Origin of the sequence: Deinococcus aquatilis DSM 23025, assembly GCF_000378445.1 — a bacterium.
In the GTDB taxonomy this organism is placed as follows: domain Bacteria; phylum Deinococcota; class Deinococci; order Deinococcales; family Deinococcaceae; genus Deinococcus; species Deinococcus aquatilis.
In genome coordinates, this window is the sequence record NZ_KB899702.1 from 91,003 (window position 1) to 105,133 (window position 14,131).

Consider the following 14,131-nt stretch of genomic DNA (forward strand, 5'->3'; position numbering starts at 1 on the left):
CTCACTACTGACGTTTTCAGTCGCTTGCCAGTGCCAATTGCCGTCCTGCCCGTTCGCGCTGGGCTTCCCGCGTCAGGTGCCAGCGGTACAGGTCGGCGCTGGCCTCGCGCAGCAGGGCGTCGGCGTGGGGCAGGGCGGCGCGGCGGCCTTCGAGGTTGCGGTTCACCACGGCGGTCAGGTCGTCCAGGTTACTCAGGTGTGCGCCCGGCACATCGGCAATATCGGGCGAGAGGATGCGCGGCACGCTGATGTCGATCAGCAGCATGGGGCGGCCCTGACGGTCTTGCAGGGCTTCGCGCACGCCGCTGCCATGCAGCACGTAATGCGGCGCACTGCTGGAAGCAATCACCACATCGGCCTCAGGCAACACTTCGTGGAGATATTCGGCGGCGCAGGCGCGGCCCCCCACCCGCTCGGCAAGGGCGCGGGCACGTTCGGCGGTGCGGTTCACCACGATCACGTCACGCACTCCAGCCGCCCGCAGGTGCGTCAGCGTCAGTTCGGCGGTTTCGCCCGCGCCCAGAATCAGGGCGGTGCGGTGGGTCAGGTCGCCCAGCGTGGCCTCGGCCAGTTCCACGGCAGCGCTCGATACGCTCACCACCCGGTCGGACAGGCCCGTATCGGTGCGGACGCGCTTGCCTGCGGCCAGGGCACCCTGCGCCACCTTGTTCATCAGCGTACCGGCCAGGCCCTGCGCGTGGGCGGCCTGCCACGCCCGCTTCACCTGTCCCTGAATCTGGGTTTCTCCGATCACGAGGCTGTCCAGGCCCGCTGCCACCCGGTACAGGTGGGCCACGGCAGCTTCACCCCGGTACACGTACAGGTGCTGGGCCAGCGCATGGCCCCAGGCCCCCTCGAAGGCGGCTATGGGGTCGCCCACCACGCCCGCCAGATACACCTCGGTACGGTTGCAGGTCGCCAGCAACATCACCTCGCGGGCATGCAGCGACAGGTGGCTCAGGATGGATTCTTCTTCGGAGGCCCGCACCGCCGCACGTTCCCGCACTTCTATGGGCGCGGTCTGATGATTCAAGCCCACCACCGCGAAATCCAGTGGCGTGGGATGCGGCGCGTGAGGCTGGGCCAGGAATGCGCGGGCCGTGGGGCAGGCCAGCGTCATGCGGCTCCCCCGGAAACGGCGTCTGTGGGCGTTCCCTGAACAGCTCGCGCCGGAACCGTCTGTGTCTGAACGTTCACTCTCGGTTCTCCTGCTTCCGGGTCGGCCAGCCCCAGACCCGCACGGAGATTGACCCGCAATGCGGCGAGGGCTGCGGCTCGGGCTGAAGGCTCCAGCTCCAATGCCTTTTCACGCTGCATGCTCCAACCGTCTACCTGCGTCTGTGTGGGCAGAAGCTGTGCGATTCGTTCGGTCAGGGCCTGGGTCAGCATTGGCAGCTCGCGCCCGCTGGAGACGGCCACCTGTACTCCTGCCCGCATGGTGGTCGCCGCAAACCTCAGCGAACCCTGCCCCGCATCGCCCGCATGATTCACCAGTGCGCCAGCGGCCCGTGCGTCGGCACTCACAGCGTCGTTCACGGCCTGGCTGTCCGTGGCCGCCACCACGATGCGCCGCCCCTGCACGTCGCTGCTGCGGTAGGCGCGGCGCTCCAGTTGTACGGGCAGGGCGACCAGATCGGCGTGCAGTTCGGGCGCGACCACTGTCACGGTCAGGCCCGCGTCCAGCAGGGTTCTTACCCGGCGCAGGGCCACCGCGCCGCCCCCCACCACCAGGGCAGGTTCTCCCCGCAGTTCCAGAAAAACAGGCAGCAGCAGACTCACGCTGCCAAGAATAGCGCTCCGTGCCGGGTCAGGCGTCCCCTACCGAGCGGTAAGATAGTCGATCTGGACAGCATTTGGAGGCTGTCGTCCTTCTGGTGCGGCAGGGGTGATTCGGCACTGCCCGAGCAACCTTTTCTCTGGCCCCCGCGTACTGGCCTGTATGAGAGTCCTGTCGTTGATCTTCGGTATTCTGGCCGCGCTGGGGTTGCTGCTCGGCCTGCTCCCCTTTTTCGGCTGGCTGAACTGGCTGTTCGTGCTGCCGCCCGCCGTGCTGGGCCTGATCTTTGGGGCACTGGGCCGCGACCGGGGAGCCGTGACCCTGAGCGCCGTGGTCGCCGTGATCGGTGTCCTGCGTCTGATGCTGGGCGGTGGCCTGCTGTAGCGTCCCTGTGGCGAGTGACCTGGCGGCAGAGTAGGCCAATCGGCAGAGTAGTTCCCGCTTCTCCACCCTTGCACGTCCGGCCTTCCTCTGGTACTCTGCGTGGGCCTGTTTGCGCCCCCCGTGGGCCAGCAGCGTACCTGATGGGTTCTTAGCTCAGTTGGTAGAGCATCGGTCTCCAAAACCGAGGGTCGTAGGTTCAAGTCCTGCAGGGCCCGCCATCACAAACCCCCGCCCAGTGTGCAAACACTCTGCGGGGGTTTTCTGTGATTCACGCGGCCTTTCTTTGCTGCTTAACCTCGCGTCGGCTCCAGCGCGTCTCTGAGCCACATCTGGAATTCGGGCAGGGCGCGGTCAAAGGGCAATGCAATGATTTCCGGCACCTCGTAAGGGTGCAGCGACTTGATGCGGGCTTCGAGGTCGGGGTATTTCTCCCCGGTGGTTTTGATCATCAGTAAGGTTTCGGGGTCTTCGACCACGTCACCCTGCCAGCGGTACACGCTATGAAGGCCGCCCACCACATTGACGCACCCGGCAAGGCGTTCGGCAACCAGGGTGCGGGCCAGTTCATGGGCGCGTTCGGGGGGAACAGTAACCAGAACGACAAGTGACATACGGGGCCAGCATACGCCGCCCTACTGGGGGAGGCAGTGAGGAAATGCACCCGGCCGTGAAGTTTTTTACGTCTCAGCCGTGTGCGACCCAATCTGAATGGGCAACTGCTCAGGGCAGGCGGCGCACATCGCAGTTGTCGCTGGGTGTGGCGGGGGCGTTGGGAGCCACGACCACTGTTTCGTTTGCGCCCACAAAACCCTGACAGCGGGCCAACTGTTCGAGGTAATTGGGGTCATTGGCCGAACGCTGGGCGTCTTGCAGGACCTGCACGTCCTCTTCCAGCCCCTTCACGCGGCTCTGGGTGGCCCTCGTCTCCTGCGTCCAGGTCACAGAGCGGTAGGTCATCAGGCCCAGTTGAAAGCTGAGCTGCACGATGCCGAGGCCCGCCAGCAAACTTGCCAGCATCAGCGTGACGGGCAGGCGTTGCACAGAGCGCCAGCGCCAGCGGAAAGCCGGAGTGCGGCTGCGCGGCGAATTGGGGGCGGGCGCAGGCTCTGGCGGCGTACTGTCGTCGTCGGGAGAGATCTGTTCCGGCACGACCTGCTGTGCCGCACTCCGGGCTGCCGCAACCTGGGCTGTCACAGTGCCGGGCACATCTGGAGAATGGGGAGGAGGGGGCGGCGCGGGGTCCATATCTTGCCTGCCAGCATAGCGTGCCAGTGGTGAGAAACAGCGTTGAAAAACCCGGTGAAGCTGCCACATCCCCCAATCGACAAAGACCCCAGGGCGCGGCCCGCCTGTCAGACTGAGGGCATGACGGCGGAACAGACCCAGACCAAGCAGCACAGCCACACCGGGCGCGGTGATCCTTTCCGGCAGCAGAGTGGCGCGGCCCCCGATTGGGCGCGGGCGCACCGGGCCGGAATCCAGATGCGCTACGGCGACATAGACACGATGGGCCACCTCAACAATGCCGTGTACGTGCAGTACCTGGAAACCTCGCGCATTCTGCTGATGCGTGATCTGGGCGTGCCAGACGATGAAGACCGCTCGGTGATCGCCCGGCTGGAACTGGATTACCAGCGCGAAATTCGGCTGGGGCAGGAAGTTTTTGTAGAGACGCTGGTCGAGCGGCTGGGGAATACGTCCTGGACGCTGCTTTCCCGCGTGACTGCCGACGGCATGCCCTGTACCTACGCCCGCACGGTGCAGGTGCGTGTGGATGCCTCGCTCAAGCCTGCGCCCCTGCCTGCCGTGCTGCGCCGCCAACTCCAGACCCTGCTGGCTTTTCCTGCCCCGGCAGAAGGACAGCCGTGACGACGCCCGCCTCCTACGAGGACCGCGTGCTGTATCAGGGTGACGTGTGGGTGCGGCTGGACACCCTGCCCCGCCTGCTGGCCGAGGGGTGGCGGCGCACCCTGCAAGACGGCGGCGTGGTCAGCGTGATCCGTACGCCTTTTCAGTGGGCGATGGTCAGTCCGGTCATAGAAATCGAGACGGGCGGGTATCTGGGCGATGTGGGTCTGTATGTGCCTGAAGTGATGCTGGAAGAGGCGCTGTATCTGTTGGGTGCCAATGGGGAAGAAGCGCAGGGAGCAGAAGGTGAGCAGGCATAGACCGCCGCTTCATCTGAATCAGGAAGCCGGGATACAGTGCTGACCGATATTCCCAAGCTTTTCCTCACCGAATTCCTAGTCCTCAGGAGGCACCACCATGACCACAGAACAAGTCAGTATCGGCGTAGATGTCGGCGGCACCAAAATTGCAACGGGGGTGCTGCGCGGCGATCAGCTTCTTGACCGTCATGTGCAGCCCACCCCCGAAACCGGCTGGGAAGCTGTGCTGGACGCCATTGCCACGCAGGTGCTGGACTTGCAGGCGCTGCACCCCGACGCCCGGCTGGTGGGTGTGGGCATTCCCGGTCCGCTGAATGCCGACCGCACCCGCGTCAAGTTTGCGCCCAACATCTACGGCTTTACCGATGTGCCGATGGTGGACGGCCTGCGTGACCGCCTCGGCCAGCGCATCATTCTGGAAAACGACGCCAAGGCGGCGGCACTGGCTGAGGCACATATGGGTGCGGCTCGGGGCACCGAAAGCAGCATCTACGTGACCGTCAGCACGGGCATCGGCGCAGGCATCGTGCTGAATGGCCGAATTTGGCGCGGGCGGCATGGCATCGCGGGCGAAATCGGACACATCACGGCCCTGCCGGGAGGCCCAGTCAGCGGCGCGGGCCTGGATGGAGCGCTCGAAGCAGTTGCCAGCGGCACCGCCATTGCCCGTGACGCCAGCTACGCCCTCAACCGCGACGTGTCTACCGCTGAAGCCTTTACGCTGGCCGAGCAGGGCCACCCCGGTGCCCGCCGCGTGATCGCTCAGGCGCTCCGGCACATCGGGATCGCGCTGGCCGACCTGCAAAAAACCATCGACCCGGAAGTGTTCGTGGTGGGCGGCGGCGTTGCCAGCGTCGGAGATTACTTCTTTCAGGGTGTGCAGCGGGCCGCCGACGAATACGCTGCCGGATTTGCCCCTGTGACCATCCGCCGCGCCCAACTGGGAACCGATGCAGGCGTGATCGGGGCAGCGTTGGCGGCGCGGCACGGGTAAAGAACCGTCAGTGGTGAGTGGTCAGTAGTCAGTGGAAAAGGAGAAAATAGCGGGCCTATCAACAGAATCTTGTTGCAGGCCCGCTCTTTTCCTACTGACCACTCACTATTACCCACTCACGGGTTTCAAATAACGAATTCGCCCCCCCGCATCACTGCTTCCCGCTCGCCTGACGCGCTGAGGCCGTCCACATCCATATCCGGGCTGCCGATCATCCAGTCGACATGCACGAGGCTGTCGTTGCCACCTGTTGCCTGAAAGTCTTCCAGGCTCATGTCCACGCCGCCAGCCACGTTGAAACGGTAGGCGGTGCCGATGGCGATATGCGAGGCGGCGTTTTCGTCATACAGGGTGTTGAAGAAGAACAGCCCCGAACGGCTGATCGGGCTGGAGTGCGGCACCAGCGCCACTTCTCCAAGACGGTGGCTGCCCTCGTCCGTGGCGATCATCTGGGTCAGGGCGTCCTGGCCCTTCTCGGCGGTGGCTTCCACCACGCGGCCACCCTCGAAGCGGATACGGATGCCGTCGACCAGCACGCCGTTATAAGACAGCGGTTTGGTGCTGACCACCACGCCGTCTACCCGGTTCCGGTGCGGCGCCGTCCAGACCTCCTCGGTGGGAATGTTGGCCGTGAAGGTGATGCCGCCGGGCGTGTCTGCCGAGCCACCGCCCCAGATATGCCCGTCAGCGAGGCCCACCGTGAGGTCGGTTTCGCCACTCTTGAAGTGCAGGGCGTGGTACTGCTTGGCCGTCAGGGTGTCGCGGCGACGCTTCAGATCGGCCAGATGCGTTTGCCAGAGGGCCACCGGATCAGGCTGATCGGCGCGGGTGGCGGCAAAAATAGCGTCCCACTGCTGAGAAATGGCTTCCTGAGCCGTCGCATCAGGGAACATGACCTGTGCCCAACCCGCCACGGGGGCGCTGATCAGGTTCCAGTTGAGGCGGTTGGTCATGACCTGCGCCGTGTAGGGCTTGCGGTAGGCGGCCAGCGCCCGTGCATGGGTCGTTACGCGGGCCGCGTCCACATTCGCCAGCAGCCCCGGATTGGCCGCCCGAATGGCGATGACCGCGCCGCCTGCCCCGGCCACCTCTGTTTCGGCATTCACCCGCCACTGGCTGATGGTGTCGAACGTGCCCTCTGGGGCCAGCTCGAAGCGGGCCAGCACCACGTCGTCATCGTCCCAGCGCACGTCTACGAAGCTCGCGCCCGCTGCATAGGCCTCACGGACCAGCAGGCGGGCCAGCGGAGCCGTATCGACCGGAGCCTGCACCAGCACGCGCTGGCCGGGGCGAATGCCCAGCCCCACCTGCACCGCCAACCGGGCGTAATTCTGCAACTTGTCTTCAAAAGTCAGGGAGCTGCCTGCCGCGCTGTCTGGATGGGTCATGCTCTGCAAGATACCGTGCCATTCGCGCTTCAGTCGGACAGGTGGGCAGCAATCGTAGCTGACTCAGTGCCCCCACTGGAGGGTTACACTTGACCGCACCGCCCAGAGCGTCTATATTCCTGTGGCTGGCAGCGAGGCGTAGCGCAGCCTGGTAGCGCACTACCTTGGGGTGGTAGGGGTCGCAAGTTCAAATCTTGTCGCCTCGACCAGCAGACCCGCTCCTAGAGCGGGTTTTTTCATGTCTTGATTTGCTGGAAGGCCTGGAAATCGGGTTTGTGTGCTACCCGTGTGCTACGCACCCAAAAGAACTGGCCTGATCGCGTCAGCCTGAACTTCAATGTATTGATGAAACACTTCTGTCGTGCCTCCTGCCCTCGGCCTCAGCGCCCGGTTGAGTTATTCAGCTCTCCTGCTGTACAGAACTGGCAGCATCAAGCCACAGAAAGGACGGCCACCCCTGTTCAATCCATCAGCTGAAGCTCCTCGCCTGACCATCGAGCTAGTGCCCGCCACCAGTTGGTACGACAACGTCCGATCTGCCGTCTCCAAATCGGAGTGGGATCGCTTTCGTACTGCCTGTTACCGGAAAGCAGGGCATCAGTGCGAAATTTGTGGAGGGCGGGGCCACTGTGGCCTGTGAAGTGTTACGAACGCTGGGATTACGACAAGCAGGGCCTCCAGACGTTGCTGAGATTGATCGCCCTGTGTCCTGATTGCCACCGGGTCAAACATTTTGGGCTGGCCCGCGTCAGAGGGGAAGGGTAACAGTAACGAAATATACGGCTCCCCCTCGGCGGATCACCTCCTTGGCGTTGCGTCTCCAGAGGGCCGCCCTCTTATACAAGATGCGTTCCCGGCAGATCGGACAGACGTAGGCCAAGCCGCAGCGCCGAACATTGGTGAGGTACGGATGACCAGAGTAACCTTGCATGACCTTTACGGGGAGTCTACGGTTCACTGGCACTTCATTGCAGCTGAGCAGGCGACGGTGGGCTTTCTCCAGCCGCTTGATGCCGTCAGGCCACTGGGTCGCCACGAGGTGCCGCAGCTCATCGGGCAGCAGGGGGGCGTGGGGTGAAGAAGTCGGCGTAATAGGAGATAAAGAGGGGAGATCTCCGATTTGTGTGCTGGCGCTTTGGCTGGAATGAGGCGCAATGAAAGGCGTTAAGTGAGCTTTCGGAGGCATACCGGGACGATGCGGGATGATCTGGGCATGACTTAGGCCCCTTGAGGCAAGGTTTGAATTGCCGACCCCGTCGTGACCATTGATGAAGACCGGTGCAACGCGGGAGACCATGCTTGCTTCATGTGGGGTGACCCGCTGATCATTGGTGCGCTACCCTCAGCCCTATGGCCGAGTATCTGCCCTCTCAACGACGGCACCAGACCAAGGAGGCTCCCGCGCTTCCCCTTCCGGTGCAGCGTCTGTTGGAGCCTTTGGATCCCCTAGCGCGGCAACGCCAAGCCGTTCAGGCCCACACGCTGCGGCCTGTCCGAACACAGGCACAGGTGGCTTCTCCAGTTTTACGCGCCGCAGGGCTCCAGGCTCAGGAGGTTAGCCGGGTCGAAGAACAGCGCCAGGCTCTTCAGCGCCAGCTTGCGGAGAGCCCTGCGCCTGCAACCAGTGTCTCTGCCGCCTTGCAACGTCAGGCCGAGCGTACTGCTCCTCTCACCGCCCCCAAGCAGCCCACCAGTGTCAGCGACTGGGTCACGGTCATGCGAATGCAGGCCCAACAGGCCGAAGGGCAGCGTCTCGATCCTCGTCAATCTTCCCAACTCGCCGGACTGCAACTGCAGGTGGCCCAGACCATCGTGCAGCGCTTCCGACACGACCGTCAGGCTCCTGATCAGCGGATCGCCGAGTACTCCGGGCATCTGGTGAGCTTGCAGCGCCATCCCATCAGTGCGGCGGTCGGTCGGGCGGTGTTGGGGAGGGTGCCGCCCGGAGACCGTCTGGTGTTGCAACGCGCTGTGGATCACACCCTGCAGCGCGAGGCCGAACAGCAAGCTCAGGATGCCTCAGCACTTCAAGTTCACAGCCTGCAAAGACAACTGGCAGAACTGGAGGCCGAGGCGACGCAACCCGTCTTTCAGCGCATTCAGGCGCGACGTGGGGCCGGTAATCCGTTGCCAGTGGCTGTTCAGCGCCACTTGGAGCAGGGCCTCAACCATGACCTGAGCAACGTGCGAGTGCATGCGGACGCGGAGGCGGACACACTGGCGAAAGGCGTGAACGCAGTGGCTTTCACCACAGGCAGCGACATCTTCTTCCGGTCAGGCACCTTTAATCCGAATACCCAGAGCGGTTTAGAACTGCTGGCACACGAAGTGACCCATACCGTTCAGCAGGCTCAGGGTAGGGTTGGTAAGGGCGTCGATCCAGATCCAAGCCTAGAGACCGAAGCCCGGACAATAGGAGCACGACTGGCGACAAGAGCCAAACAGATCGGACAGAGGCCGCCCTCCCCGACACTCGCACCTCAAAGCGCAGGTGGCGGATTCGTGGTGCAGCGCCTTCAAACCAGCAGGCCGCTAGATCAAGCCCTTATCCAAGCCAATGTCCTCCTGAGGCGCATCAATGCTGCGCTTGGCCTGAAGCTCAAGTCCGCACGCGATCTGTATCCGCTACTCAAAACAGATGCTCAGCAGCGGGGGCGTTTCTTCGCGGGCATTTACCCTGCTGTTCCCCCCGCCTCCGAACTGGGGCGGCTTCTGGCATCCAGTAGTGTGCCCTTGATCCAAGGATACGTCCAAGGTCGGACGCTCCTGAACAAGGGCCTGACATGGGACTTATTTCCGCAGGCGGTCAAACGCCTATTCAGTAACGCCGGGGTCGTGGAGAGTTCCAACGTCATCATATTGTTTGGTGGGAAAGCGTCGGTACTCAGGCACCGTTTTGGCGGGGAAGCGCTCGTGGAAGGTACGCCTACAGACGTGACGATCCATAAACAGGTCAAGTTCAACGCTATAGGCACTTTCCCGGCGACCTTCAGCTATGCGCAGGCCAAAAGTCAATTTATCGCCAAGTCCAGCGCGGTCTGGTCAAACACCCGAAAGCTGCTCATCACCGACCCGAAAAATACCAAGTTCCGCCAGGAGCTTCCGATCAAGGTAGTGATCGAAGAGAACAGTGCCTCAAAGGAGACCATCAACATCTACGGCAGTAAAGCAGATCGTGCGAGGGCAAACGGCATCACGCTAGAAATCTTTCTACATAACGAGGAAGGCCTACTAGAGCCACAGTTCGCCTTGGTTGCCGCCCATGAGGTCGGGCACTTCATTCTGGGAGCTAAGGACGAGTATGAGGATGTAAAGGTGGAGGGCAAGGTGACTGGATCGAGGTCGACGACAAACGATAAGTCGATCATGGCGGTCTTCTACGATTATCCTAATCGGGCCGTTGCGCACCCCCGGCACTTCTCGGAACTGCTGGCGAACTTCAGGACCATGTATCCGGGAAAACAGGTGTTGATCAAATGAAGACAGTTGTGTTGCTGATGGGGCTAGGCCTGACCACTCTCTCCGCCTGTCAGGCCGGGGGAGCACCGATGAATCTGAACTACGTCATGAGGACGCCGGAGGGCGGCATTGTTCAGCAGTTCACCGTTAAAGGTAGAGAGGCGGAGTTCTTCTCGTTCAGCCGTTCAAAGAATAAAAGCCGTGAGGGCACCTTCCGCCTTTCGGACAGGGACGCTGCAACCCTGACACGGCTCTCGGCGGGCCTGAAGGACTACACTTGTCAGCCCGCTGACCCTTTCAACAATCAGACCATCGAGATTGTTGTGCAGGACGCGACTATCCGCTGCTCTGAGGCCAGAATGGACGAGAATGAAGCAGTTGATCAATTGATTCAGGCCATCCGGGGCTTGATCGGTGCCCAATTGGGGCGCTGAGCTGGATCAATGGATGTCCTAAACGCAGCATTTGAATCATCATAGTGGAGCTAGACACTTTCACCTGCCTCATTCCAGCACTCTGACAATCCACTGGTCTCTTAGGCGGACACGGTCGCCAGCTCAGCGAGCAAGAGCTTCATCCGATGACAGATTGCTGAACACCTGTGTTCAGGCGCCTAAGCTTCTCATCGCAAGTGAGAACGCCATGCTTCCCTAGAGTCGATAGGGACTTGCAAAAGATTTCCTTCGCGTGCCAGTCAATCTCTTTGGGGACGGTGCCGTGTGCTACGTGTGTGCTACACCGCCGAGAAGCAGGGGAGCAATTGGGGACAAATTGGGATGGATAGACTCGGAAGAGTGTGTCCTAGACGCAGATTAGGGAGGAACGGTGACAGACCGTGACGGCCCAGTCTAGCTTGGGGTGGTAGGGGTCGCAAGTTCAAATCTTGTCGCCTCGACCAGCAGAAGCCCGCTCTGATTGATTTCAGGGCGGGCTTGTTTTGTGGCGTATTGCTGGGAAAGGTGTCCATTCGTGCGCCCGGCGCGACTGCTGATATGGATTCCACATGATTCCCTGACCGTCGGACCAGCACCGCCTATTCGTCCAGAGCTGCCCCGCAAAGTTTGGCAAGCCGTACATTTTGGCGTGCAATCGGAATCTGTATGATACGGACTCCGTTGCATTCCGCCGCCACTGGAACCCCACCGCCTCAGGTACCGTTCCCGCCCAGTCTGCATCGTTGCCATCCGTGGATCGAGGACAGAGCACTTTTGCCCGCCCACCGCACGGTAATGGCTTACAGGAGACATCCGTATGACCACCCACATGGAGATTGCCATTCTCGGCGCGGGTTTTGCCGGACTCGGCATGGCGATTCAACTCAAACGCCGGGGCGTAAGGGATTTCGTGGTGTTCGAGCGGGCTTCTGAGGTCGGCGGTACCTGGCGCGACAATACCTATCCGGGCTGCGCCTGCGACATCAAAAGCGACCTGTATTCCTTCTCATTTGCTCCCAACCCCGACTGGACGCACAAGTACGCCCGGCAACCAGAAATTCTGGCGTACCTGAAGGCCACCACCGACCGCTTTGAGGTGCGCCCACATCTCCGCCTCGGGCACGAGATGCAGCGGGCCGAGTGGGACGCGGGCGTGGCGCTGTGGCGTATCCAGACCAGTGGGGGAGAGTACACCGCCCGCGTGCTGATCTCTGGTCACGGCCCCTTGATTCAGCCCAAATGGCCGGACATTCCCGGCTTGAACAGCTTCCAGGGCCAGAAGTTCCACTCGGCCCGCTGGGATCACTCGGTTGACCTGACTGGCAGGCGGGTCGCGGTGATCGGTACAGGCGCATCGGCCATCCAGTTCGTACCGGAGGTGCAGCAACTTGCGGGGCAGCTCACCGTGTTCCAGCGCACCGCCCCTTGGATCATGCCGCGCATGGATCACCCCACCAGCGAGGGCCGACGCCGCCTGTTCAGGCGTTTCCCGCTGCTGCAACGGCTCCAGCGCCAATGGCTGTTTGGGGTCGCGGAGGCGCGGTTCCTGTCGTTCACCCATGAGCGGTTTCGCGCCGCCGCCGAATCCATCGGACGCAGGCATCTGGAGGCGCAGGTCAGCGACCCCACTCTGCGTGCCCAACTCACTCCGACCTACCGCGCTGGCTGCAAACGCATTCTGGTCAGCGACGACTACTACCCGGCCCTCACGCAGCCCAACGTGGACCTCGTCACCGACGCCATCAGGGAGGTACGGGGCAACCGCCTCGTCACGCAAGGCGGCCAGGAGAGAGAATTTGACGTGTTGATCGGCGGCACGGGCTTCGACGCCACGCATCCCCCGGTTGCCAGCATCATTTTCGGGACGGGTGGTCGCTCGTTGGCGCAAGCGTGGAGGCCGCACATGGAAGCCCTGCACGGCACCACGGTCGCTGGCTTTCCCAACCTCTTTCTGATCGTGGGGCCGAATACGGCGCTGGGCCACAACAGCATCGTGTATATCGCAGAGGCGCAGATCGCTTACATTCTGCACGCCCTGAGCTATCTGGACGCCTCTGGTCTCGCCGCGCTGGAGCCGATCCCGCAGGCGCAGGCGGCCTACAACGCGGCCCTTCAGGAGAAGCTGGCCCGCTCGGTGTGGGTGCAGGGCGGCTGCACGTCGTATTACCTTGACGACACGGGCCGCAACAGTACGCTCTGGCCGGAGCGTGCGTCGCGTTTCCGCAGGACTCTGCGGCGCTTCAACCCGGCGCTGTACTGGGGTCTGCTCAGTCCAGAGCGGCCGCCTCCACTCCTGACACACCCGAGAGCCGCAAAATAAGGCCTGCGCCATCCATCTTTGCCAGAGTTGCCCTGCCGTGAGCGTCACGGTCAGCCCCATGTCGTGGGTGAGCGTTGCCTCTGTGCCGCCTTCCCCAGCCGCTTCGGGCAGGCGCTAGGCTTGGGCCATGCGCCGCCTCGTCCTGTCTCTGTCTTTGATCCTGCTCACTTCGGCGGTGGCCCAGAACAGCATTCCCGCCACACCGCCCGCACCCGCTGCTGCGCCGTCCACTCCCAGTTCCCCCGCGATCACGCCCCTGACCCTCACTGCTCCAGTCGGTACGGTGCGCGAATACCGGGGCAACGAGGTCACGCGGGTCACTTTTACGGGTGGGGATTTTGTCCTGACGGGCGTGCCGGAAGCGGAAGCAAAAGACGCCCAGGCCCAGTTTTTGAGCGCCCTGAAATCGCGTTCGGGCGAGAGCGTGCAGCCCTTCAAGCAGTTCGTGAAGGTGCTGCCTGCTGCGGGCGCGTCCGGCAAGCTGCTGTACACGTCCATTCTGACCGAGGACGGGCAAGAACCCTTGACGCTGCGTTCGGTGCGAACGTTGGCGGCCAGCGGCGCGGGCACACTGACCTTCCAGCCCGACGAATCGCCCGAAAATGCTGACCCCCTGGCGGGTATTCTGGGAAACTTGAATACGCTGCTGGCCGAACTGCACGCCGATCTGGTCGCCAATTTCGATCCGGCGGCCTTTGGAATCGTGGGGCGACCCCTGACGGTGGGAGAAGTATTTACGCGCACCAAAACGCTGAAGCCCAGCAACCCTCTGGCGGGCCTGGGCACCGGCAACCGCGAAACGCAGGCCATCACCGTGGAGCAGCAACTCCGGTTCGAGGGCGTGCAGAACGGCCTGTTGGTCTTCAGCCGCGCCGCACGGATCGTGCAGGGCCAGCAGATCGTGACCGGGCAGAGTGCCAACCTGACCACCACGCTGGGCAGCTACAGCCTGACTGGAGAACTGCGGGTACGGCCTGATGGCCTGCCGGTCAGCGCCACGCGCACCGAAAGCTACAGCGCCGAGGTGAAGGGCAAGCTGACCGCCCCAGAAGGGCAGGATGCCGGAGAAGCTGACTTTTCGCTGCAACTGGGCGGAACGAGTGTGCTGACGTTGACTGCTGTGCGGTAAGGCGGGGGGCCAGTAGGTTGTGGGGTTTGGGCACAGTGTTGAGGGTCTGAGCGCTGGCCGTCTGCTTTGCAGGGACAG

Annotated in this window: 14 protein-coding genes and 2 tRNA genes; 11 read left to right on the plus strand and 5 right to left on the minus strand. The window is 62.8% G+C overall.

Translation table 11 applies throughout. From position 1 onward, the window contains the following. Window positions 1-16 precede the first annotated feature (16 nt). Both hemA and F561_RS0106565 read right to left on the minus strand, forming a co-directional pair. On the minus strand, window positions 17-1,120 hold the full coding sequence (gene hemA, locus F561_RS0106560; RefSeq protein WP_019009154.1) for a glutamyl-tRNA reductase: 1,104 nt from the start codon (window positions 1,118-1,120) through the stop codon (window positions 17-19). Next, on the minus strand, window positions 1,117-1,779 hold the full coding sequence (locus F561_RS0106565; RefSeq protein ID WP_019009155.1) for a precorrin-2 dehydrogenase/sirohydrochlorin ferrochelatase family protein: 663 nt from the start codon (window positions 1,777-1,779) through the stop codon (window positions 1,117-1,119). Before F561_RS0106565 ends, hemA begins: the two co-directional genes overlap by 4 nt. A gap of 160 nt (window positions 1,780-1,939) precedes the next feature. Here F561_RS0106565 and F561_RS0106570 point away from each other — a divergent pair, with 160 nt between their 5' ends. Both F561_RS0106570 and F561_RS0106575 read left to right on the plus strand, forming a co-directional pair. Then, complete coding sequence (locus F561_RS0106570; RefSeq protein ID WP_019009156.1) at window positions 1,940-2,161, plus strand: hypothetical protein; 222 nt, start codon at window positions 1,940-1,942, stop codon at window positions 2,159-2,161. 142 nt (window positions 2,162-2,303) lie between these two features. Beyond that, a tRNA-Trp gene (locus F561_RS0106575) sits at window positions 2,304-2,379 on the plus strand. Window positions 2,380-2,451: 72 nt separating this feature from the next. Here the strand turns inward: F561_RS0106575 and cutA are convergent. Both cutA and F561_RS29905 read right to left on the minus strand, forming a co-directional pair. Next, a complete protein-coding gene (gene cutA / locus F561_RS0106580; protein ID WP_019009157.1) occupies window positions 2,452-2,772 on the minus strand; it encodes a divalent-cation tolerance protein CutA in 321 nt (106 codons plus the stop codon). Window positions 2,773-2,881: 109 nt separating this feature from the next. Beyond that, on the minus strand, window positions 2,882-3,367 hold the full coding sequence (locus F561_RS29905; RefSeq protein WP_245556444.1) for an FtsB family cell division protein: 486 nt from the start codon (window positions 3,365-3,367) through the stop codon (window positions 2,882-2,884). Window positions 3,368-3,526: 159 nt separating this feature from the next. On the opposite strand from F561_RS29905, the gene F561_RS0106590 reads away from it, so the two are divergent. From F561_RS0106590 to F561_RS0106600, 3 genes are all read left to right on the plus strand, one after another. Then, on the plus strand, window positions 3,527-4,030 hold the full coding sequence (locus tag F561_RS0106590) for an acyl-CoA thioesterase (RefSeq protein WP_019009159.1): 504 nt from the start codon (window positions 3,527-3,529) through the stop codon (window positions 4,028-4,030). Next, window positions 4,027-4,329, plus strand: coding sequence for a hypothetical protein (locus F561_RS0106595; protein ID WP_019009160.1), 303 nt, complete (start codon window positions 4,027-4,029; stop codon window positions 4,327-4,329). Before F561_RS0106590 ends, F561_RS0106595 begins: the two co-directional genes overlap by 4 nt. A gap of 97 nt (window positions 4,330-4,426) precedes the next feature. After that, window positions 4,427-5,323 (plus strand): ROK family protein, encoded by an 897-nt coding sequence (locus F561_RS0106600; protein ID WP_019009161.1) that lies wholly within the window; start codon window positions 4,427-4,429, stop codon window positions 5,321-5,323. Between the two features lie 125 nt (window positions 5,324-5,448). On the opposite strand, the gene F561_RS0106605 is transcribed toward F561_RS0106600, so the two are convergent. Then, complete coding sequence (locus F561_RS0106605) at window positions 5,449-6,711, minus strand: aminopeptidase (RefSeq protein ID WP_019009162.1); 1,263 nt, start codon at window positions 6,709-6,711, stop codon at window positions 5,449-5,451. Between the two features lie 132 nt (window positions 6,712-6,843). Between F561_RS0106605 and F561_RS0106610 the strand changes: the two genes are divergently transcribed. From F561_RS0106610 to F561_RS0106635, 6 genes are all read left to right on the plus strand, one after another. After that, window positions 6,844-6,920: transfer RNA gene (locus F561_RS0106610), tRNA-Pro, on the plus strand. A gap of 701 nt (window positions 6,921-7,621) precedes the next feature. Continuing rightward, window positions 7,622-7,789 carry a hypothetical protein gene (locus F561_RS28700; protein ID WP_019009163.1) on the plus strand — a complete coding sequence of 56 codons (168 nt, stop codon included), beginning with the start codon at window positions 7,622-7,624 and terminating at the stop codon, window positions 7,787-7,789. 272 nt (window positions 7,790-8,061) lie between these two features. Continuing rightward, window positions 8,062-10,191, plus strand: coding sequence for an eCIS core domain-containing protein (locus F561_RS27120; RefSeq protein ID WP_019009164.1), 2,130 nt, complete (start codon window positions 8,062-8,064; stop codon window positions 10,189-10,191). After that, entirely contained in the window at window positions 10,188-10,604 is a 417-nt protein-coding gene (locus F561_RS0106625; protein ID WP_019009165.1) for a hypothetical protein, read from the plus strand. Before F561_RS27120 ends, F561_RS0106625 begins: the two co-directional genes overlap by 4 nt. Before the next feature lie 817 nt (window positions 10,605-11,421). Further along, on the plus strand, window positions 11,422-12,924 hold the full coding sequence (locus F561_RS0106630; protein ID WP_019009166.1) for a flavin-containing monooxygenase: 1,503 nt from the start codon (window positions 11,422-11,424) through the stop codon (window positions 12,922-12,924). Between the two features lie 127 nt (window positions 12,925-13,051). Further along, window positions 13,052-14,053, plus strand: coding sequence for a hypothetical protein (locus F561_RS0106635; protein WP_019009167.1), 1,002 nt, complete (start codon window positions 13,052-13,054; stop codon window positions 14,051-14,053). Window positions 14,054-14,131: the final 78 nt, after the last annotated feature.

Bases quoted from the DNA above. Each gene is read 5' to 3' on its own strand.
- hemA (WP_019009154.1), bottom strand. From the start codon at position 1,120: ATGACGCTGGCCTGCCCCACGGCCCGCGCATTCCTGGCCCAGCCTCAC.
- F561_RS0106570 (WP_019009156.1), top strand. From the start codon at position 1,940: ATGAGAGTCCTGTCGTTGATCTTCGGTATTCTGGCCGCGCTGGGGTTG.
- F561_RS0106625 (WP_019009165.1), top strand. From the start codon at position 10,188: ATGAAGACAGTTGTGTTGCTGATGGGGCTAGGCCTGACCACTCTCTCC.
- F561_RS0106630 (WP_019009166.1), top strand. From the start codon at position 11,422: ATGACCACCCACATGGAGATTGCCATTCTCGGCGCGGGTTTTGCCGGA.
- F561_RS0106605 (WP_019009162.1), bottom strand. From the start codon at position 6,711: ATGACCCATCCAGACAGCGCGGCAGGCAGCTCCCTGACTTTTGAAGAC.
- F561_RS0106600 (WP_019009161.1), top strand. From the start codon at position 4,427: ATGACCACAGAACAAGTCAGTATCGGCGTAGATGTCGGCGGCACCAAA.
- F561_RS0106590 (WP_019009159.1), top strand. From the start codon at position 3,527: ATGACGGCGGAACAGACCCAGACCAAGCAGCACAGCCACACCGGGCGC.
- cutA (WP_019009157.1), bottom strand. From the start codon at position 2,772: ATGTCACTTGTCGTTCTGGTTACTGTTCCCCCCGAACGCGCCCATGAA.
- F561_RS0106635 (WP_019009167.1), top strand. From the start codon at position 13,052: ATGCGCCGCCTCGTCCTGTCTCTGTCTTTGATCCTGCTCACTTCGGCG.
- F561_RS28700 (WP_019009163.1), top strand. From the start codon at position 7,622: ATGACCAGAGTAACCTTGCATGACCTTTACGGGGAGTCTACGGTTCAC.
- F561_RS27120 (WP_019009164.1), top strand. From the start codon at position 8,062: ATGGCCGAGTATCTGCCCTCTCAACGACGGCACCAGACCAAGGAGGCT.